The organism is Alkalihalobacterium elongatum, assembly GCF_019024285.1.
GTDB lineage: Bacteria > Bacillota > Bacilli > Bacillales > Bacillaceae_F > Alkalihalobacterium > Alkalihalobacterium elongatum.
Genome location: NZ_WMKZ01000009.1, coordinates 22233 through 43799, shown reverse-complemented (window position 1 = coordinate 43799; position 21567 = coordinate 22233). Strand labels below are relative to the sequence as shown.

At 36.0% G+C, this 21567-nt stretch carries 19 protein-coding genes; 7 read left to right on the top strand and 12 right to left on the bottom strand.

Annotation, left to right across the window (positions count from 1 at the left end):
• Window positions 1-19: 19 nt before the first annotated feature.
• The 4 genes from GKP30_RS11565 to GKP30_RS11550 all read right to left on the bottom strand — a co-directional run bounded on the left by GKP30_RS11565 (window position 20) and on the right by GKP30_RS11550 (window position 6348).
• A complete protein-coding gene (locus tag GKP30_RS11565) occupies window positions 20-3112 on the bottom strand; it encodes an AAA family ATPase (RefSeq protein WP_216829603.1) in 3093 nt (1030 codons plus the stop codon).
• Window positions 3109-4266 carry an exonuclease SbcCD subunit D gene (locus tag GKP30_RS11560; protein WP_216829602.1) on the bottom strand — a complete coding sequence of 386 codons (1158 nt, stop codon included), beginning with the start codon at window positions 4264-4266 and terminating at the stop codon, window positions 3109-3111. The genes GKP30_RS11565 and GKP30_RS11560 overlap by 4 nt, the downstream gene beginning before the upstream one ends.
• 192 nt (window positions 4267-4458) lie before the next feature.
• Complete coding sequence (locus GKP30_RS11555; protein WP_216829601.1) at window positions 4459-5811, bottom strand: purine-cytosine permease family protein; 1353 nt, start codon at window positions 5809-5811, stop codon at window positions 4459-4461.
• A 60-nt stretch (window positions 5812-5871) separates the two neighbouring features.
• Window positions 5872-6348 carry a flavodoxin domain-containing protein gene (locus GKP30_RS11550; protein ID WP_216829600.1) on the bottom strand — a complete coding sequence of 159 codons (477 nt, stop codon included), beginning with the start codon at window positions 6346-6348 and terminating at the stop codon, window positions 5872-5874.
• A 359-nt stretch (window positions 6349-6707) separates the two neighbouring features.
• Here GKP30_RS11550 and GKP30_RS11545 point away from each other — a divergent pair, with 359 nt between their 5' ends.
• Entirely contained in the window at window positions 6708-7187 is a 480-nt protein-coding gene (locus GKP30_RS11545) for a glutathione peroxidase (RefSeq protein WP_216829599.1), read from the top strand.
• Between the two features lie 159 nt (window positions 7188-7346).
• On the opposite strand, the gene GKP30_RS11540 is transcribed toward GKP30_RS11545, so the two are convergent.
• Complete coding sequence (locus GKP30_RS11540) at window positions 7347-8252, bottom strand: NAD(P)-dependent oxidoreductase (protein WP_216829598.1); 906 nt, start codon at window positions 8250-8252, stop codon at window positions 7347-7349.
• Entirely contained in the window at window positions 8252-9031 is a 780-nt protein-coding gene (locus tag GKP30_RS11535; protein WP_216829597.1) for a hydroxypyruvate isomerase family protein, read from the bottom strand. The genes GKP30_RS11540 and GKP30_RS11535 overlap by 1 nt, the downstream gene beginning before the upstream one ends.
• A 139-nt stretch (window positions 9032-9170) precedes the next feature.
• Here GKP30_RS11535 and GKP30_RS11530 point away from each other — a divergent pair, with 139 nt between their 5' ends.
• A complete protein-coding gene (locus tag GKP30_RS11530; RefSeq protein WP_216829596.1) occupies window positions 9171-10568 on the top strand; it encodes a class II fumarate hydratase in 1398 nt (465 codons plus the stop codon).
• Window positions 10569-10730: 162 nt separating this feature from the next.
• On the opposite strand, the gene GKP30_RS11525 is transcribed toward GKP30_RS11530, so the two are convergent.
• Together GKP30_RS11525 and GKP30_RS11520 are read right to left on the bottom strand one after the other, a co-directional pair.
• On the bottom strand, window positions 10731-11366 hold the full coding sequence (locus tag GKP30_RS11525; protein ID WP_236035046.1) for a lytic transglycosylase domain-containing protein: 636 nt from the start codon (window positions 11364-11366) through the stop codon (window positions 10731-10733).
• 29 nt (window positions 11367-11395) lie between these two features.
• On the bottom strand, window positions 11396-13957 hold the full coding sequence (locus tag GKP30_RS11520; protein ID WP_216829595.1) for a helicase-related protein: 2562 nt from the start codon (window positions 13955-13957) through the stop codon (window positions 11396-11398).
• Between the two features lie 181 nt (window positions 13958-14138).
• On the opposite strand from GKP30_RS11520, the gene GKP30_RS11515 reads away from it, so the two are divergent.
• The gene (locus GKP30_RS11515; protein ID WP_216829594.1) at window positions 14139-14441 is read left to right on the top strand and encodes a hypothetical protein; all 303 of its coding nucleotides are present in this window, start codon (window positions 14139-14141) and stop codon (window positions 14439-14441) included.
• 49 nt (window positions 14442-14490) lie between these two features.
• On the opposite strand, the gene GKP30_RS11510 is transcribed toward GKP30_RS11515, so the two are convergent.
• Window positions 14491-14757: a hypothetical protein gene (locus tag GKP30_RS11510; protein ID WP_216829593.1), complete on the bottom strand. Its 267-nt coding sequence runs from the start codon at window positions 14755-14757 to the stop codon at window positions 14491-14493.
• A gap of 117 nt (window positions 14758-14874) precedes the next feature.
• On the opposite strand from GKP30_RS11510, the gene GKP30_RS11505 reads away from it, so the two are divergent.
• The 3 genes from GKP30_RS11505 to GKP30_RS11495 all read left to right on the top strand — a co-directional run bounded on the left by GKP30_RS11505 (window position 14875) and on the right by GKP30_RS11495 (window position 17130).
• Entirely contained in the window at window positions 14875-15369 is a 495-nt protein-coding gene (locus GKP30_RS11505; RefSeq protein WP_216829592.1) for a nucleotide triphosphate diphosphatase NUDT15, read from the top strand.
• A 166-nt stretch (window positions 15370-15535) separates the two neighbouring features.
• Window positions 15536-15871, top strand: coding sequence for a hypothetical protein (locus GKP30_RS11500; protein WP_216829591.1), 336 nt, complete (start codon window positions 15536-15538; stop codon window positions 15869-15871).
• 269 nt (window positions 15872-16140) lie between these two features.
• Window positions 16141-17130 (top strand): DUF4003 family protein, encoded by a 990-nt coding sequence (locus GKP30_RS11495; protein ID WP_216829590.1) that lies wholly within the window; start codon window positions 16141-16143, stop codon window positions 17128-17130.
• Window positions 17131-17178: 48 nt separating this feature from the next.
• Here the strand turns inward: GKP30_RS11495 and GKP30_RS11490 are convergent, their stop codons facing one another.
• From GKP30_RS11490 to GKP30_RS11480, 3 genes are all read right to left on the bottom strand, one after another.
• Entirely contained in the window at window positions 17179-17991 is an 813-nt protein-coding gene (locus GKP30_RS11490) for a CsxC family protein (RefSeq protein WP_216829589.1), read from the bottom strand.
• Between the two features lie 184 nt (window positions 17992-18175).
• A complete protein-coding gene (locus tag GKP30_RS11485) occupies window positions 18176-19918 on the bottom strand; it encodes a glycosyl hydrolase family 18 protein (RefSeq protein WP_216829588.1) in 1743 nt (580 codons plus the stop codon).
• Window positions 19919-20136: 218 nt separating this feature from the next.
• Window positions 20137-21111, bottom strand: coding sequence for an HD domain-containing protein (locus GKP30_RS11480; RefSeq protein ID WP_216829587.1), 975 nt, complete (start codon window positions 21109-21111; stop codon window positions 20137-20139).
• 151 nt (window positions 21112-21262) lie between these two features.
• Between GKP30_RS11480 and GKP30_RS11475 the strand changes: the two genes are divergently transcribed.
• On the top strand, window positions 21263-21523 hold the full coding sequence (locus tag GKP30_RS11475) for a DUF6154 family protein (RefSeq protein WP_216829586.1): 261 nt from the start codon (window positions 21263-21265) through the stop codon (window positions 21521-21523).
• Window positions 21524-21567 lie beyond the last annotated feature (44 nt).

Genomic DNA, 21567 nt, shown 5'->3' with positions numbered 1-21567 from the left:
TCTTTGAGAGAAAAGAGCCTTATTTTATTACAAATGACGTTTGGCTGTGACCTTGTTTTGTCTTCTTCACATCTAAAATGGCTGGTATAGCTTGTTTTAGCTCTTGGACGTGAGAGATTACACCAATCAACCTTCCTGATTGTTGAAGTTCTATTAAAGTATCAATAGCCTTACTTAGGGACTCCTCATCTAGTGAACCGAAACCTTCGTCAATAAACATCGTTTCGATGGAAATTCCGCCTTGATGCGATTGAATAATATCCGCCATACCCAGTGCTAAACTAAGCGATGCATTGAACTTTTCGCCTCCAGATAATGTTTTTACATCTCGTTTCTGTCCCGTATAATTATCATACACATCTAAACCAAGGCCACTTTGCTTTCCTCTTTTTTCGAGTCGATCACTGCGCACAAGCTGAAACTGACCATTTGAAAGTCGAGTTAATCGTTGATTCGCCACTTGAATGATCTGCTCTAGAAACTCGATTAGTAAATAACGTTCAAATGAAATTTTCTTAGCATTATCACCACGAACAACGTCATAAAGATCTTTATGAATGTAATATAGCTGTTCAGCTTCCTTTACTTTTTCACTCGCTCCTTCAATGTCTGTCACTGATTTATCGATTAATTTAACATATGTTTCCATTTGGATGTAAGCTAATCGCACTTCTTCAATTATTTGTTCCAATTGCTGAAGTTCATTTTCCAAAGCAACGAGGTCTAAACGCTCTTTGCCTTTTAAGTCAATTTCAAGTTCAGCTACTTGTTTTTTCGTTGTCAATAGATCGGTCTTAAATGTTTCAATCTCTTCTCTCAAGGCATCACGTTCAAACTTTTCCCGCTTAGCTTCGTGGTACTGTTCTTCTGTTAAGAAGCCTGTAGCATCGAGCTGTTGCTGGAACTTGTCGTACGCCTTGTCTTTTTTCTCACGCGTAGCTTCCACTTGCTTTTCCAGATTTTCAATTGTCGTTTTTGTCGTGTAAAAACGTTCCTTTGTTTCGTTATAAGCATCTATAACAGCTTTCCACTGTCGCTCCATTTGTTCCTTTTCATCTTCACGAAGTCGTATTTCTCTTTGGAGCTGCACTAGCGATTGTAACTGGTCAGGGATATCCTTTAAAAGTTGCTCATGTAGACTCATCTCTTTTTCGAACGTTATAACTATTTCGTTATATTCCTTATCTACTTGAACCTTTTTCATATCTGCTTGTTCGAAGTTTCTTTCTACCTGCTCAAGTACTTTTTTGTGCTGCTCCAATTCTGACTGCTCTAATTTAAGCTGATTTATTTCTTCCTGAAGCACCGTTTCTTTTTCTGTTAATTGCTGAAGCGTTTCATCTAAATCGTCTACTGCTATACCTAAATCTGAAACCTCTTGTTCCTTAGTATTGAGTTGAACATGGATCGTACTAAGTTCCGCCTGTAATTTTCTGTAGCTTGCTTCAACCGTGTCTTTTTCATTTCTTTTTTGTTCAAGAAGTTCCTTTGTTGGCATATCCTCTTTACGAATTGCTTTGGCTGGGTGTTCTACACTTCCACAAACAGGGCAAGAATTTCCTTCATGGAGGTGCTCTGCTAGTAAACTAGCTTGTCCAGCAATCCAGTGCGCTTCTAATTGATTATAGTCGTTTTTTACTTCTGAAAAAGACACTTCCTCTTTAAGCATCTGATTAGACTTTTTGGTTTGTACCTCTATCAACTGTATATACTCATGAACAGCCTTTACTTGTATTTTAATGTTTTGAAGTTGCTCGAACTTCCCTGCATACCCTTGGCTATTTGTTTCCAGTCGTTTAATTTCACCCGTAATGTCGTTCTTTTTCCCTTTATATTGTTCCAATTGCAACATAAGGTTTTCTAATTCTTGTTTTAATTGCTCAACCCTATTTTTCATACCCTGCAACAACGTTTGATTTTCCTCCAGCTGTTCTACTTTCGGTACATATTCCTTTAACTTATTAACGAGGACAGCTACATCTTCACGTTCTTGCTGCTTTTCTTCTTCAACTTTATACGTTTTTTGGGCAATATCCATATCCTTTTCTGCTCGAACAAAATCTGCCTTTGTTTTAGTCAATTGGTCTTTGATGACCTGAAGCTCTTGACCCACTTCTTGATAATGTGCCTCATGAACCTCTAATTGACTAGCTGTTTCGGCTAACGTTAGCTCACGTTCCTTTTCATTCATTTCAGGTTTTTTGTTTTCTAGAGCTTCATCCTGTTTTTGCTTTCTCTCAAAGTGGTCAAAGCGTTCATTGATGGCTTTCGCTTCATGAAACAGTTTCGTTTTTACTTGGAGATACCCGTTTTGTTCGTTGAAGCGTTGTTGTTGCTTTTCTGTTTCTTGCTGGTAATATGCTCTTTCATTAGACAGAGCTTCAAGCACTTGATTTGTATTATAATTTTCTTGAGTGAAAACCTCTGTTAACAACGAGTCGTTTCGTTTAGGAAGATTTTCGAATATATTTTTAATATGAAGGTCTCGTTCCTGCCTTTGTTTCTCATACACTTTTTGTGAAGATTGACGTTTTTCATTTAACCGCTCTGTCACATGTTTAAACAATCCTGTTTTGAATATCTTTCGTAGGATCGTTTCTTTGTCTTCTGTTTCTGATGTTAATAATTTACGAAATTCACCTTGGGGGAGCATAACGATTTGACTAAACTGCTCCTTTGTTAGCCCAATAATTTCTTGTAGCTTCTCATTGACTTGACTTACTGTCAAACGATCAACTAATAATACTTCTTGGCCCCCTGTTGTTTCATACAATTCGTATTTATCTCCAGTTGCTGTTTTATTTGTCCCTTTTATATGGGCGAGCTGACGAAACACACGGTAACTTCTCCCTCGAAGCTCAAACTCAAAGTCTACGGACGTATGATCCTCATCTGCAGCAAAGTGACTTCTAAGCATCCTTGAATCGTTACGATCTTCACCACTTGCCTCACCATATAAAGCAAAACAAATCGCATCAAAAATACTCGTTTTACCAGCACCTGTATTACCAGAAATAACAAATAGACGGTGTTCTTTTAAGTCTCTAAAATTAATAACTTCCTTTTGTTTATACGGTCCAAATGCAGTCAATGTTAGCTTTATTGGTCTCATTTTCGCTCACCATCCAAACTAATCGTTTCTTGTAGCACTTCGCGGAATAATCGTTCTGTTTCTTCGGATATATCAGAACCTTTAACTTCTTTATAAAACGCCTTAAAAAGTGAGAGTTCATCCATTTTTGAACGTTCTATTTTCTCGGTGTTATTTTCATCCGTAGCAAGCAAGGATATGACTCTTTCTACGTGCATCGCATTTGGATAAACAGAGCGAATTCGCTCCATTGGTGACAACACAGGGCTCTCATCTAATAACCTAACAAATACGTAATCCTCATTTCTCTCATTCTGTTCAATATCATCGATCTTCCCTTCGACTGTTCGTATCGTTCGACGTGGCTCTAGTAATCGTTTTTCAATCGATACTTCTCCCGAATGATCTAATTCCACGACATAATATCCTTTCTTATGATGTTCTTCAGAAACCGAATACTTTAACGGTGATCCCGCATAACGAATTTTTTCAATACCGACGTGATGGGCTTGATGCAAGTGACCTAAAGCCGTGTAATGAAAAGGTTGGAATAAGTTAGCATTGACATGCTCCGCTCCACCGATCGCTAGTGGACGTTCAGAATCACTCGTATTTGGTTTTTCTTCTCCGTATGGCGTTACGAAGGCATGTCCAACAAAAATATGTCTTGCATCTTTATCCATCGTTTCTACGATTTTATTAATAATTGCTTGCATAGCTTCGTCATGGGATCGTACATCTTCTAATTGCATCTCATGGCGAACTTTACTAGGTTCGGCATAAGGAACTAAGTGAAAATGAACTTCTCCATGCTCATCATGGAGTACAACTGGTTCAAACGTATCTGTGAATTGACCTACGATATGAAAACCGTTTGTTCTCATAATTTTTCTACCAAAATCAAGGCGCTCTGGACCATCATGGTTTCCACCGATTGCCAGAACAGGAATTTTCATTTTTATCACGATCGTTTCTAATACTTCATCTAGGAGATCGACAGCTTCTGTTGGTGGAATTGAGCGATCATATAAGTCTCCAGCAATGACAACAGCATCTGGATTTTCCTGTTCTACTTCTTTAATAAATAGGTCAAGTATATGTCTTTGGTCTTCTGTCATATAAACACCCTGTACTAATTTCCCTAGATGCCAATCAGCGGTATGGAAAAATTTCAATTTTGAGCACCATCCTTTTACCTAAAAATTTTATAACTACATCTATTATGACAAAAAAGGTATACCAAAAATGGTACACCTATTATTAAATACATTAATTTCACACGCAAAAATTTTAACAACACAAAAAAATATTTAATGAATGAAAGTCTATTATCATTCATTTTACCACAATAATAGCTTCATAGAGGTTTAACTTTTTAAATTACTCTGCCCCTCTGATCTTTTCCACTTCATTAAGATTACATAGAATGCACAAGTTACAACAAATGTAATAAAACCTGGGGATAGAGTTTCTGGCAAACATACATAAAAAACAATACCAACCAAAATTGAAACTAAAGCTGTATGGTTATAGCTAAAACAATTAGTAGCCAGTTTTTCAGAATCTGTAGAGGTTAGTTGCCTTTTTTTAATAAATGTAAAATCGATGACAATAACAGCAGAAAGTGGAATAATAAGTGCCCCCATCCATGAGATGTATACTTGTGCATTGTTTACTAAGGTTGGAAAGGCACTTAAGGTAATTGCTGCTATCCCAAATATAATCGCACTACGAACTCTACCTAAATTGGGAATACTATTTAACAGGCTATAACCACCAGTATACGCATTACTAAGATTTATCGTAATCATCGATAAGATCGCTGCCAAAAAAATAATAACAATAAAAATTGCAGACTCAGTGAGTTGACTTGATACAACATAAGGATTCCAGTTTCCTGATATCGTTGCAGTATAAGCACCTAGGATTGCTGTTAATGTAAACCCTATTGTATTTCCTGTAAGCAAGCCAAAATATGCGTGTTTAGTAGATTTGGCATACCTCGCCATATCCGCGGACGAGCTAACACCTGAAATATACTGAACGAAAGCTAAACTAGCAAAGAAAATCATCGTTCCTACTGGAGTTTTACCATCTTGTGTTTGCAGGTTCATTATTAGACCGCTTGAATCGGCTGTCATTAATACATAAAGCATAACGACCCCACCAATAAAAAGCAGGGGAAGAAAATATTTTGTTATTTTTTTTACTGCTTCAAATCCTATGAGTGCTAACGTTGCCATCATTGTCGCCATTACTAAGGCTATTGGTATAAAAGGAACTTCTATTGATGTCAGCCGTTCAAAAATTTCTTTTATTAAATACGTCCCACCAATCGTTTGCACCGCAAACCAGTAAAGAGAAGTGATCGTCCTTACAGGTGAGGCAATATACCGTGCACCCCTAACCCCCATAATAGAACGGATCGCATACTGGGCTGGAATTCCATACCTTGCCCCTGGCAATGCTAAAAAAGATACGAATATAAAAGCTGCTGTTGCACCGATGATCGTGGCTAACACAGCCTGAAAAAAAGATAACCCACCTTGGAGTACCGCTAGTGCAGGAACTAATACATTTCCAGCATTGACCGAGATGGCGATCTGAATCATAGTATATTCTATTGATGATGTCGTTCGTAAATGTGCAGGAACTGACTCCAAGCCAAACCGTTCCAAAACAGATTTCTTCTCTATTTCACGATACTTGACTTCTCCCATTAAACTACTCCTAAGTTGTTAATTACGACTACTACAATTGTTAACTGCTAGTAGATTTATTTAATTAAGTTGATTAGCAAATGCTTTAATCGACTTTTCATTAAGGTTCGTTACATCACCGCTAATGCCTTTTACTTTTTTTATAATTTGCCGTTCTAAAAAGTTCATCTGTGAAAATAGTAGTTCTCCGCCAAAAAGACCGTTTGCGATCGAATGTTTTCTTAACTCTAGTGGGTATACCTTATTAAATTGCACTTTAGCTAATTCTCCTTCATTCATACAACAAAGAAAAAGCGCCACTCTTTTTGTTAGAAGTTTTTCAAAATTACTCTTTATAAACTGTTTCACTTTCTTTTGTATCGAACCTAAATGAATAGACCCACCAATAATTATAGTGTCATATTCAGTGATATCGGGTTGTGAATTACATTGATTTAAATCTATTAGTTGAACATCACATTTTAGAAAATGACAAAGAAGCATTGATGCTTTTTCCGTTGTCCCATGTGAAGAACTAAAAACGATTAAACACTTCATATGTACTCCCCCACAATATTTTACTTTTATGTAGAATAAAAAGGACGACTTACTGTAGTTAATAAACTAGCTTTCTATTTAATTGCTTTATTTCATGCATATTTTATACAGAGCTAACTTATCAGCAACAAACTTTAACAACACTTTCTTTTACCAGTATATTATATGTTTATGGTCAGGAATACCATAATGTTTGAGATCACCCATGTCATTGTACTATAATTTAGTTGAATAAATTTAGGATGACTTTACAGAAAAAGGTGATCAATTTGCGATGGTTCTTCTTTCTAATATGCTTCCTAATTATAAGTGCTTGTGGTCAACAAGCTATTGAAACCCAAAGGAATGGTGATGATACGATGACAAACGATACCATTTATAATGTAAGTGTCACGACAGCTGAAGGAAATGAAAAAACGCTGCAAGATTATGAAGGCCAAGTTCTTTTAATTGTAAATGTCGCTTCTAAATGTGGATTTACGCCTCAATACGAACAACTAGAAGAATTATATCAAAAATACAAAGAACAAGGCTTTAAAATACTCGCATTTCCTTCGAATGACTTTGGTGGACAAGAGCCTGGAACGGTAGAAGAAATCGTTGAATTTTGTCAAATAAACTATGGCGTTACATTTGAGGTTTTTGATAAAGTGCATGCAGGACAAGAAAATGCTCACCCTTTATTTAAACACCTTACAGCATCGGGAGAACCCATTAAATGGAATTTTGAAAAATTCCTTGTTTCTCGGAGCGGTCATCTATTAGAAAGATATGACAGTCGAGTTAAGCCAGATGACAAGGATGTCATTGATGCTATTGAAAAAGCTTTAGCACAGTAATTTAGAACATTACTCTACATTTTAGAAGAGGCAAATCATGAGCTGATCTGCCTCTTTTATTAATGATCACATAACTCGATTTTCTCCTTATCAGTTGTTAAACTTATGTATCCATTACGCTGTCCAAGCTTTATGCTATTCGTTTGCATTAAATACATACTATGGTTCAACTACTCCTCTTTTTTTTACAATTACCCTACAATCTTTTTCTAATGGACAGATAACAGCTGACATATCTAAATCGGCATATCCTTGGTTGATAGCTTCTTGAAACGACTGTTCTGCAAGAAGCCCTGTGTATTTTTTCATTCCAACTTGTTCGAACAATGGGTTGGCAAGCTTCACATCTTTATGAACGTACTTTACTGCACCACCAGGTTCGAACTGGCGGTCTAAAATATATTCACCCATATGTCTACGTAACATTCGACTATCTCCATAGCTAACTTGTAATATTTCAAATAACTGTTCTGAATTTAAACCTAGTGCTGTCCCAGCAACCATAGCTTCTGAAGCTGCTACTGAATGAACGGCGACTAAGTACTGGTTGATTAATTTAGCCACACTACCAGATCCTGTTTGACCAAGGTATTTTATGGTTTGCCCTAATACTTTTAAGATCGGTGTTACTTTATCAAAGGTCTTATCATCACCACCAACCATAATGGTTAAACTTCCTTGTTCCGCTCCTTCTGGCCCACCACTAACTGGAGCATCCAAATAACAGATTTCTCTTTCAATTGCCTTCCTAGCAACAACTTTACTTGTATCCACTCCAACTGTTGTAAAGTCGATACAAATCGTGCCCGGTTTTGCATTCTCTAACACTCCGTCCTGTCGACAATAAACGTCTTCTACATCTTGAGGCATCGATAAGCAAGTACAAATTACATCAGATTGACTAGAGAGTAATGCAATACTCTCTGCTTGAACTGCTCCTTTTTTTAACAGTTGTTCAAGCTTTTCTGGTGAACGATTATATACGGTTACTCTGTACCCGCCTTCTAGCATTCTTTTAACCATTCTCGATCCCATAACTCCAGTTCCAATAAACCCAATGTTCATTATTGTTTCCCCCTCATCCAAGTAAAGCTAGCTTCGCTTTCTTTTATCGGTGTATATTCCAGTCCTATAAACCCTTCATATTTTAGTTCATCAAGTGACTTGAAAATATGATTATAATTCATCTTGCCTGTACCAGGTTCATGGCGACCAGGAACATCTGCAATTTGAACATGCCCAATATATTTTTTGTACTTGTCAAAAGTCAGCATTAAATCATCACCTTGCATTCGTTGTTGATGATAGAAATCATACTGTAGCTTAACATTTGGTAAATTTACTTCTTCTATAATGGCTACTGCATCTTCAATATTATTTAAAAAGTATCCTGGCATGTCATAAGTGTTAATTGGCTCTATAAGTAATGTTAATTGATATGCAGCAAAACGATTTGCTGCATATTTAATATTTTCTATGTATGTATTTCTCGCCTTTTGCCTGTCTATATCTTTAGTAAGTATCCCTGCCATACAATGGATTTTTGAGCAACCTAACGTTGTAGCATATTCAATTCCACGCTCAACTGCTTCATGAAACTCACTTACTTTAGTTAAGTCAACCGCTAATCCACGGTCACCATCTTCCCAATTTCCTGGTGGTAGGTTAATAAGTATAAGATTTAATCGATTTCTCTCAAGTTCCTTTTTGATACTTTCTTTAGAAGTTACATACGGAAATTGGCATTCAACATGAGCAAAATTGGCCTCACTTGCTTTTTTAAATCGTTCAAGGAAGGGGACTTCTGTAAAAACCGTTGAAAGATTAACTACAAATAAACACACAAAAAACACCTCTTACAAAGTTGATAGTTAGATAATTTCGACAATTTAGTCTAAAATCCTTCAATAAGACAATCAAATAAAATAGAAGTTCTCTGGAAACAATAACCTGTAAGATTTTATTGATGCTAAGGAGTAAATGATGATACCGTCTAATCAATTCCGTAAAGAAAAAGACACTCTAGGTGAGATTCATGTGCCAAGTAACGCGTATTATGGATCGCAAACTCAACGTGCATTTGAAAACTTTCAAATAAGTGGAAAGCGACTACCAAGATCCTTTATTAAAGCACAAGGAATTATTAAAGCTTCAGCAGCACTCACTAATATGGAGGTCGGCAAGCTCCCAAAAAATATAGGCCAGGCAATCATTACTGCAGCCAATGAAGTTGTAGAAGGAAAATGGGATGATCACTTTGTCATTGATATATACCAAGCTGGTGCTGGAACTTCACAAAATATGAATGCTAATGAGGTTATAGCTAATCGAGCTACTGAGTTATTAGGTGGTATAATCGACCATTCACTAAATACATTTCGCGTACATCCAAATGACCATGTAAATATGTCACAATCAACAAACGATACATTTCCTGCAGCCCTTAATATAGCGGCTGTTGAAAATATTAATCAAAGACTTCTTCCTGCTATTTCACAACTACAACAGGAACTACAAAACAAAGCGAATCAGTTTATGCACATTTTAAAAACTGGTCGAACTCATTTACATGATGCAGTCCCTATACGGTTAGGTCAAGAATTCTCTGGATATGCAGAGACAATTCAATCAATGTATATACAGATTGAAGCAACTTTGGACGCCTTATATGAAATCGGACTTGGTGGAAATGCAGTAGGAACACCTATTAATACACATCCCGATTATCCGCAAAAAGTCATTAAAAAAATTAGTAAGCGTACAAATTTCCCATTCCGAGCCCCTACGAACGTATTTAGTTTTATGCAAAACCGAAATGCCCCCATACGAATGATGATGGCATTAAAAGAACTTGCGGTTCATTTAATTAAAATTACGAGTGATTTGCGTTTACTAAGTTCTGGCCCTAGAACAGGGTTAGCCGAAATTACCTTACCTGCTGTACAACCTGGTTCAACAATAATGCCTGGAAAAGTTAATCCAGCTATTTTAGAGATGGTACATATGGTTTGTTGCCAGATTATCGGCTACGAAGCAGCAGTTGCTACAGCTGGAATTTCAGGTCAATTAGAAATTAATGTGATGATGCCAGTAATTGCACACACATTTTTAGAGGCAATTGATATTCTAGCTAATGCGGTATCAACGTTAGTCACAAAATGTATTACGGGAATTCAGGCAAATGAGGAAATATGTAAAAATTGGATGGAAGCGAGTTTAGGATTAGTAACAGGACTTAGTCCGATGCTCGGGTATGATCTTACCGCTCAAATTGGGATGCAAGCAGATGTCGAAAATAAAACCTTAAAACAAGTACTTCAAGAATTAGGGATGATGACAAATGAAGTTGAAAAAGCAATCGATCCAAATGGAATGGTATAAATCAAACAAGGGGGTTCCTTCATCCCCACTGAAGATTGGTTGAACCAATCGGGTTGTTACTGTGGCCCACACGAATTGGGTCACACAGACGTTGCCTCTTATCTTCATCAAAAGGCAATAAATTAGGCGAGCACTTTTTTATAATGTGCTCGCTATTTATTTTTATTTAAAACAATATCCAGACGGCTTTTCCGCTTTGTATCCTCCGTCGTTATAGAGCTCATAATAATGTAGAACTTTATCTACATATTTTTGACTATGGTTATAAGCAAAAATAGCTTTAGGAATATCATCATCCGCTGCACCGTGATCGGCTAAATATTTCGCTGCAGCATTGGCGGCGTCAACTACATTAAAAGGATCTGCTTTTCCGTTCCCCGAAGCATCAATACCATAGCCGCCATACTGTACGATTAAATCGAGATCAGTAATATCTACACCGTCAGTAATATCTCCTAAGTCAGTTCCTGGATACCCCCAGCCAACCCATGTCCGAGGCATAAATTGAAAGTGACCAAGTGCTCCAACTGAACTAACCATTGGATCTACAGTCGAAAACCTCGTTTCAATTCGATGTATAGCAGCAAGTAATTCCCACGGTATGGAATACGTTTGGGCAGCCTCTTTATATATCGGAATATAACAACTTGGGATCGCATTATCTTTAAATGAAAAATGGATAAGTCCTCTTTTTATTTCCGTTTGATAATGTAGGACCATCACAAGAAGGAGAACGGCAAATATGAAGAATAGCCGTCCTCTCATTGACCTTCTCTTTGTTTTTTTCTTTTTCCCCATCGTTCTTAACCTTTCACTTTCTTAACTATTTAATATTCATAATAATAATCGTATTTTTTTTGTCTTGAAGCGTAGCAGTCTTCACAGATCGGAAACGCAAAGTCCAAATCAAGCTTAGTTCCACAAGCTTTACACTTTTTACTCATATTTCGAACGTCTGTTTTTAAGCGTTCATGAACGTCATCACTAATCTCCTCTCGAACTCGCTCCCAGTATAAAGCTTCTGTACGGCGATCAAGACGATACAAGAATAATAAATGTAAACCAACTGCTTTATAAGAGAGCTCTACTTCCTCAAGACTTCCTTTTTTTATGATTGGCTCTGGTAGTTCTTCACCTTTTATTATAGCTGACATGGCTTGTCGCCACTGTTTTGTCAGTAGAGGTTCGTTCGTCGAAAAAGGTAAATGCAAGAACCCATATAGATCCATCATTGATAAGCGTGCCTCGATTTGTGTACCACGGACCATCGTATATAACTCTCTTTCCTCTGAAAGTGTTGCCTTCTTCGTACCTTTTGGACTTTCAAACTTATTCCAAAGCTCAAAGAAGGTTCCGAGATCACGGTAGTACTTCTGAAACCTTTCAAACACGGCATTGGTAGGTGCGATAGCGAAAGTTGACACCAGTTCATCTTCCTGATTTAGTAAACGTTTCATCCGTTTGATATCTTTCGTAAAAGCAACCTTTCCAACATCATATATACCTTTACGTCCTGCACGCCCTGCAATTTGTTTTACTTCTTGAGAAGTTAACCGGCGCCTTCTTGTCCCATCAAACTTTTCATTTTCTAAAAAGACAATACGTCGTATCGGGAGATTTAACCCCATTCCGATGGCATCAGTTGCTACAATAACATTTGTTTCTCCGTCAATAAATCGTTGCATTTGTTTTTTACGCGTTTCAGGAGGCATGCTTCCGTAAATCATACTGACAGAGTGACCGCTGTTTTGTAACCGAGAAGCAGTTTCAAGAACTCGACGCCGTGAAAAACAGACGAGCGCATCTCCTTTTCGAGTGTGCTTCATGCTAAATTCTTTAGACTCAACCTCAAGAGGAATTTCTCGGTAATACTTATATATTTCGATATCCGAATCCCCTAGTAATTCGACAATCATCGATTCTGCATTATTACTCCCGATAATATGGACTTCTTTTGCATTCGCTTTTGTAATTGCCTTAAACCATGAGAAGCCACGATCATTATCAGCAATCATTTGTGCTTCGTCGATGACAACAATATCGTAGAACTCTTTTTCGTGGAACATTTCAACTGTACAAGAGATGTGAGAAGCTCCTTCCATCTCTTTTTCTTCTTCCCCTGTTTTTAGGGAACAAGGAACACCTTCATGATTTAATTTATCAAAAACTTCGAGAGCTAATAATCGTAGTGGTGCTAAATATAAACCGCTATTTGCTTCCTTCATTCGTTCAAGTGCATGGTGGGTTTTCCCAGTATTCGTTTCACCTATATGCAACACATACTGGATGTTACGTCCAATCGATGGTCGATATTCTCGTCCGAAAATATCTTCTAGCATCCGTTCTTCCATCGCTTTTTTGCGTTCAATTTCGGCTAATTCTTCCGCCTTTTTACGTTCACGATCTTCAAGATCTTGCTCATATATTGCACCATGACGTTCAAGAGTAAACGGTATTGCTGCTAGTTCAATTAAATCAGATACGTATTCTTCTTGGATCCTTTTGAAAAAATCACTTTCAAGTGTATTTATATAAATGGTTAACAATTTTCGTAATGACCTTTGGGATAATTCTCTATTAAATTCTATAGCGTATTGGTCTGTGAGCGATGGTGGTAATTGATCCATTAAATTCCGCGCTACTAAATTGGGAAGATATTCGGATATTAATTTCTCGTATGCATAAAAGTATGTTTCATACTCCCAATGAAACTTTTTGTGAACAGCACCTGTCAACTCATCAAAGAAGGTAGCTAATGTTGAATAATTAGCTGTGTCAAAAGAACCTTCTTCAACTAGCCGTTCTTCGATTTTAAAAGGAGCAATTGCAGGATATTTTTGATTATTTTCAAAGTCATCCGCTAATTGTTTGGCTACATGATACCTTACATAAAGATAGAAATGCTCATATTCCTCTTCAATTATATGTTGAGCAAAGGCTTCAATATTTTCTTTAATGCTACTTCTTTTTTCTGCTTGTAATTCTTCTTCTTTTCTCTTTAGATATTGTTCGCGAACAAGTTGATAACGCTCTTCCCACCCTTGATCATCTCCAGAAAAAGTATCTTCAATCCATGAAAGTGTATCGAACGGTTCAAAAGTCCTCATTTCATTTCTAAATAAACGGTTAATGAGCTTTCGATCTACCCCTTCTACTTCATACCCGCTTTCATTTAAAAACGCTTTTTTTTCTCTTTTTGGTACATCGTTTGTAACTTTTGTAAGCCAGACATTAATCCAGATTTGTTCAATATAGTGTCGACGGTCAATAATATATTGTTCATATGTGGGCATTGACTCTTTTACCTCTAAGTAATGGTCAATGTCCTCATAAATTTTCATTTTCGTATGTTCTATGGCTTGAGGGTATAGTGCGGTTAACTTACTCATTATAAGCACCCCTTCCTATTGGTAAAGAGAACATTATGTATAATTTACTTCTCAATAGAATTATTGTTCATTATTACTGTGTAACTTTTTTTGTTTTTACAAAGTGTTTTATGTGTTACTAGTATGCTCGAGATTATTTGTTATAATATATTAACCATACTGTTATTAAGGAGAATTTTCAATGAGCAAAAAGCAATTAGAAGAACAGATTATCCAAAACTTTCAACAAGATGAACAAATGATGGTCCTCGTTTTTGCCCAATGGTGTATAAATCATGATTTATACCCAGAGGAACTATACTTACGAGCATACCCTAATCAATTAAGTAATCCTGCTTTACAACAAGCTTTAAGTTTGACAGTCTCAAAAGAAGAAGCAGGTCCAATTCCTGATAACACTGTCCTAGGTGTCCTTTCCCTCTTTGGAAATGATGATCTTGCATTTATCGTTGCTGAAGAAATAGCTAAACGAAACAAGCAATAACGTGAAGTTTTCTTAGGATTTTTACACAGATAGAATGCGATTCGTTTATTTACTGATACATATTCTGAATTTGCTCTAAATCCTGTAAAATTGCTTTCATCTCCTCGATCGATAAAGGAATAAGCATTTGATCATAAAGACTAATGATCTGGCCGCTAGCTTCATCCTTGTGTTTTTTTAAGTAATTACATAATTGGGCAATTTGACTGTGTTTGAGACTTGTTTCTGTTAAATGGTGTTTGACAGAATGTACTGCGAATTCATTTAAGTCTTTATCAAACTCTCCACATATAATCTGACCATTGACATAAGACATTTTATCTTCACTCTCCATCAAATTTTAAATTAGTTTGCCCTATTATTAAGGAGATACTTCAATAATTATGAAAGAAGGATAAACCCTCACATTTTTTATTTAATTGGAGGTAAAAAAATGCGCTACCATTTTTGCCCAAAGTGTGGCGGAAAATTAGGTGTAAATCACCCGAAAAAAATCAATCAACCAAAATGTACAGATTGTGGATTCATTTTTTATCAAAATCCAATCGTTGGTGTTGCTGCTATTGTTATTAAAGATAAAAAGGTTCTCCTTGGAAAACGCAACATAAGCTTTAAAGATAAGTGGTGCATTCCATGTGGTTATGTTGAATATGACGAGGACGTGCGTTTTGCAGCTCAAAGAGAATTTTTTGAAGAAACTGGATTACATGTCGGAATTAAACAAGTATATGAAGTACACTCCAATTTCCATAACCCCGCACAACATACTGTAGGGATATGGTTTCTTGCCGAGGTTATTGCTGGTGAATTAAAGGCTAACGATGATTTAAGTGAAGTCGATTACTTTGCTTTTGAAGATATACCAGAATTAGCCTTCGAAACTGATGGCCTCGTAATTAATAAATTAAAAGCTGAGAACTTTTTATAAAGCGAAACTTCATTTAGTGATGGAGTTTGATCCTAATTGTTACTTCCTAGTAGTAGTTAGGTTAATTTCAACGGTATAAGTCCTCGTTACCAAACTTATCAAGTAGTATATCGATTGGCAATTTACTATAATAGTAGAATACATTAGTAGATAAGGATTGTGACTTATGATTGAAGAAAAAGCGCTAGCTGTGAAATGGAGTAAGCAATTTCTTGAAGAGGACCAAAATAGCTTTACCCTATCGCCCATTTGCTACCAATACATTTTATGGAGCGATACAAAAGAATATCAAACCCAAAGTTTTGATTGGTTAACGTTAAATACTCACTTGCGCGCATCACTTGAAAATCAGTCTTTTACCGAGCAATTTATCGATGTCATGAAAAGTATTAAAACGTTTGCTGATATAATAAAACTAATAAAGATAGAGGAAGAGCTAAGAGATTTTCAGCACTTTACTAACATTGTTCCATTTAAAAAGCCCGTACATGTAAGAGACTGATTAAATTTTAATCAGTCTTTTTTTTGCTCTATTCAAAAGGCTGTTTTCGTAAACTTTGTGGCGTGAAAACCAATCATTCGCTTAGCTAACGGTCCAAATTTTTTTATCTCCCGTAATTAAATTCTCCAATGATTGAAAATAAATTAGGATAGACTAATAATGGTTTAATAAAATGACCCCACGATCAGAATATATGAGAAAATACCGTGAAACCACTTACTCTTATTAATGTAAATTAAAGTAAAGTTAAAATGAAAGAAGTGATTATGATGTTACAGGAACCACTACAACAAAAAATGACGCAGTACATAGATGGTTATCATCAGTTGAAAAAAGAACTAAAGTGGAGAGTTTCTGATAAAACATTAATGATGATTGCCTCGATTTATGTGGTAAATAACAAACCACTGAATATTACCCGTTTCACTGAACTAAGTGAGTATATTAAAACTCAAGTCGGAATGCTCTCCACACTAAGAGGTTATCAACGCTTCACGATTGCCGCCATGCTTGATGTTCGATTCGAAAACCCTAAAGAAAAATTTCAAGAATTTATTGATTTATATGAACGATTAATTCAAGGTGGTTTTAGCCGTAGTCCATTTTCTTATATTGCAGCGATGGTCCTACTTACAAATGACCCAGACGAAAGTGATCATCAAGAAAGTATTGAGAGCGCACTAGCCATATATAAAGGAATGAAGGCTCAACACTTCTTCCTCACATCTACAGCAGATTACCCATTAGCCGTCTTACTAGCGAAAGTAGATACTGACAAGCAAAAACTTCTAGACCTAACAGAAACGTATTATAATGAGCTCTCTAAAAATGGTTTTAGAAAAGGAAATGACCTTCAATTCCTTAGCCACATTTTATCATTGCAATTTGATGAAAAACCAAAAGTTCTTATTGAACGTTCCTTAAATATCCTTGAAAAGTTTAAGGAATCTAAAAGGAGATTAAAAACGATGCACTTTCCAGAAGTTGGCCTTCTAGCTTTACTTGAGGATGGTATTAGCCAGATTGATCTAGTACTGGAGCTTGAAGAACAATTAAATAATGAAAAAGCATTTAAATGGTATAAAGATATGAACTTTATTATGGCCGTTAACTTCCTAATGACAGATAAAATGAAAGAGTCGATGATATTAGAAACAGGGATTTTTACTACATTTGAGGCTCTAATGCAAGCTCAACAAGCAGCGATGATAGCAGCAGTTGCTAGTGTGTCTGTTACTACCAATTCTAACAATACTTAATATAAAGGTGGTTGAGAAATTGCTCTCAACCACCTTTATCGGTTAACATTAATAATGATAACCATCATGTTTTTCAGACTTCACATTAACCTGTTGTTTTTGTAACACTTTTATTTTTACTTCTACTACCATTTTCTCTTCTACTTCTGTGAATGTGCCTTCTTCAAATGGAGCATCGATGGACTTACCTTTTTCATCATACACTCTACCCATTTTTCGATCTAATGCTTCATCGTACTCATAAAAACGACTGGAAATTAGCTCACAGAAAGGAACTTCATTAAACTCTTCACCACTAAATTGATCAAATTGAGAAAGATCAGCGGATAATAAATGGTCTTTTGAAGCAAACCCATCAGGGAGTTGAGACTTCATAAAGTAAGATGATCTTTGTGTTGGCGGTGCAAGATCAAATTTTGGTTTATTAATATAATCTATTTCTGTTACTGTTTTAAATGGGATATCGATTGTTAAAGAACGAATATTTGATATAACAGCATCTTTTGTACCAAAGTGTGGTGTAGCATATTGAATATTTTTTCGGACAAAGCCAGTAATAAATAGCTTATTTGTTGGTAATAATAGACGGCATTGTGTTATTTTAAGATTTTTTCTAATGGCTTTAATTTCTAGTACTGGTTCTGGAAATTTAATAGTTGGGTTTAGATCGATTTGAACCACCGTTTCAGCAAGAACTACAGGCACCTTTACAGTTGTTGGACCTAGCGTGACATCCGGCTCGACAGGACGATTACTTACTTTAGGAGAAACCGCATTTCTCTCTTTGTATGGCTTATAGTTAAAGTATGGGGGGGCGGGTTCTACCTTATTACTCTTGTGACTACTTTTTTTGTCAGACATTATTTAAAACCTCCTTTTCGTTTTCTAATACTACATTATTCAAAAAATTTCCAATAGCTTGGACGAACCACTCAAAGATATACTACCATTTTAAACTTTTAAAATTTTTACTAGACATAGGCTCTGTAAATGAAAAAACGGAATTACCGCTCTTGCAGTAATCCCGTCTAACCATTTTTAATATTTATTTTTCGTTACCGTGAAGTACTTTATTTAAATGCTTCCAAGCATCATCATTGGCAAAGTGCCTTGCCCAACTTGCAACACCTGCTAGTTTGTAGTCCTTACTAATCGCAATCCTTTGTTCAATAGACATTTCATCTTCTATCCAAATCTTGTACGTCACCTTCTCAGTTTCATCCGTATATTCGACATAGTTTTGACCACTTGCTTTATCATAAAGTGGTGTTAATTGCCGAGCTTCTATCCATTCATTTACCTCATCCATAGAAAATGCTTGAGAAGACACTTCAACATTCCCACCATCTGTTGTTTGTTCGGTCCAAAGTCTCGTATACATTGGGATACCGAGCACAAGCTTTTCATTAGGTACTTCATCAAGTAAACGAGCAACATTTTGTTCAACCCAAGGTAGACTAGCAACACTTCCTGATTGGGGAGATGTGGCCCAATGCTCATCATATGCCATGACAATCATATAATCAACGATCTTTGATAACGCAATTCTATCGTAAAACATAGACCAATTTTCACTTGCAGAAATAAAAGTAATATCCATCGAAACAATTAATCCCGCACGATGCAAATAAGGAGTAAGCTCCCTCATAAATTGCGTAACCAATTCTTTATCTTGAAAAAACACATTTTCAAAGTCAACGTTAATACCGTCGAGATCATACAATTGGCTATAATAAAGGAGCTGACGAATCATTTTTTGACGCGTCTCAAAACTCTCGAGCGCTTTACTCGTTAAATCAGGGTCAAAATCATTAGAAAATAACCCCCACACTTGAAAGTCTTTTTCTCTGGCCCATTCCATGTACTCTGTTGAACCAATATTTGAAATATCTCCTTCAGCGTTTTTGAGTTTAAACCATGTTGGTGAAACGACATTAACCCCAGGTAATTCTGGGAATGTGTTTGAACTAGGGGTTTCCGTGTACACAGCTTCCCATGTTAGATTAATAGGACCAACAATCTTAGGTAACGCAATATTTTCTTTTCTTTCCAATACTACTTCAATGCGCCCTGGCTCGGGGTCTACTGTGACATGCTTACTTTTTAGAAACCCTGCCATTCCATTTAACTTTCGGACATAGAGGTAATCCCCCTTATCCTGCTCCACAATTACTCGTTCTTCTTTATTTACTTCAGCTATATAGGGACTTGTAACTGTCTCTTTCTCTCGTAAACGAGCTTCATGCTCTTTAATTGAACCATTTACAGTCCCCAATTGTACTTCTTCCCCGTCTTCACGAATAAATAGCGCATTTGTATCATCAACTACATTAATATCTAATGCATAAATCATTTTTAATAACTCAAGACTTACATAGTAATCCTCTTCATTTAAAGTCAACAGAGGTAATTCAAACGAGAAAGCTTCTTCATTGATGAAAATAGACAACTCTTCCTCTGGAATTTGGAGAACTTTATCCTCTGTTGTAATAATAATTGACATAGATGTTTGATCAAAAAAAACATTCTGGTCGATATACTCCATAAAGAACTGTAAACTAACATAAAATTGGTTTTCGACAAGAAGCGTCTCACCTTCAATAACTTCATTTTTGAAAATAATCGGTTTTTCTGAATGAAAGTAATCTACTTTTTCTTTTGAAGGTAAAGGATAGATTGCTAGTATCGAACTCCCAAGAATGATTAATAATACTAGGATAAAGCCAATATATATAAACTTACGAAAGGTATTTTTATTAGAATAACGTTTCTTTTCATTAGATGGCATTTTATCACTCTCCCTCTTTGCCTATCACCATATTATAACGAATAAATTGACAGTAGGGAGTTTGTAAAATATAGTAGAAATCATTTAGACAAAACTGTGGGCATTAATTATGGTTTGTTCTAGATTATAAAAGTTTGAGTGATATACAGAATAAAAGCGATGACTATTTTGTCTACAATCATCGCATCTACAATGGTGTAATCGGTTTTTCCTGCCTATTATGTAACAACTCTGACATAAGTACCTTCCATTGACTTCTTTAAAGCTGTTTCATTCATTGCTTTTACCTTTTCTGATAAGCTAGACGCCCTGACTAACTCGTTATTTATAAAGACGCAAGGATCAATTAACCGTGTTTTCTTTGTTAAATGGGTATGAAAATTCTCTTTATCTTCACATACCTTTACTTGATCGTTAAGTTGTTTTACATAGCCGTGTAAAACGGGATCCGATGAAGCTCTGAGCAAGTTCATAACATCCTCATCAACACTTAGCATGTCTTGAAGAGATATTACATTTTTATTAAAACCCACTTTAATTGCCTTCGTTAACAAGTCATAACCGTAAACATTTAATGGATCTAAAAAGAAATCAATAACTTCTTTATAATAGGTTTCCACAAACCATTCCGCACTCTCTATAGTTCGTAAAAACATTTTTCCGTCTACAATGATTAGATTTTCTAAAAAGCGTTGAGCTTCCTCTTGAGTAATTTGACCGTATTTATACATATCCCTCAATGTATAATCAACTCGGTCTGCACATAGCTCGGGAGCTGCTTGTTCCAGCAATGTCCATTTTGAATTATCAAGGAGTAGGTCCCTATAGCAATATCCATGTCTCTCTAATATTTGTGGTATTTCAGAAGCCATCACTACCTGCTGAAAAATCTCTTCATGGTAGCTATCCTCTTGTTGACCGAGTACAAAATCAATAACATGTGAAAACGCAGTGTGCGACACATCATGGAGTAATCCTGTAATTTGCTCGTCGAGTGAACCACCTAACTTACGAATAAGTAACATCACTCCTACAGAATGGTCATATCTCGTCTCATTCCACTTCTTGTTCACTAAATAACTAGCCCCACCTTGATGAATTCCCTTCAAACGTTGGACTGGTTTTGAAAGAATAAGCTCCTCAAGCACTTTTTCTATGTCATAACTACCATACAACGAGTCTTTTATAAGCAAAAGTGATATTCTCCCTTCAATAAAAAAATGTGTTAATTGTTGATATAAGATGATTTTGGCTAAAGATATGTACTGAAAAGGTCTTCTGAATAATTTTAGTAAAAATAGTAACACTAAAAAGATGACAGCAAAGATGGGCGGAGGTAATCATATGAAATTTGTTGATGACTTATATGAAATGTATAAAAATCATCTAACAGGAGATGAGGAAGATGCCTACATTATCGTCGACGGCATCCTCCAAGAAATTAGTAAAGAAGATATTAGAAAGTTAATTAATGAATTATCTGATAACGAACGCTTTGAAATGTTTGGAATGTATTTATATGAAACATTTCGTTTAAAAGTCGCACAAGAAGGAGTTGGCGAAACTTTAAATGAAGATGATCAAGGAAAAGGATATATACATTAAAGGAATTTAAAGAATCCCTTTTTTAATTTTTTACAATGTATTTC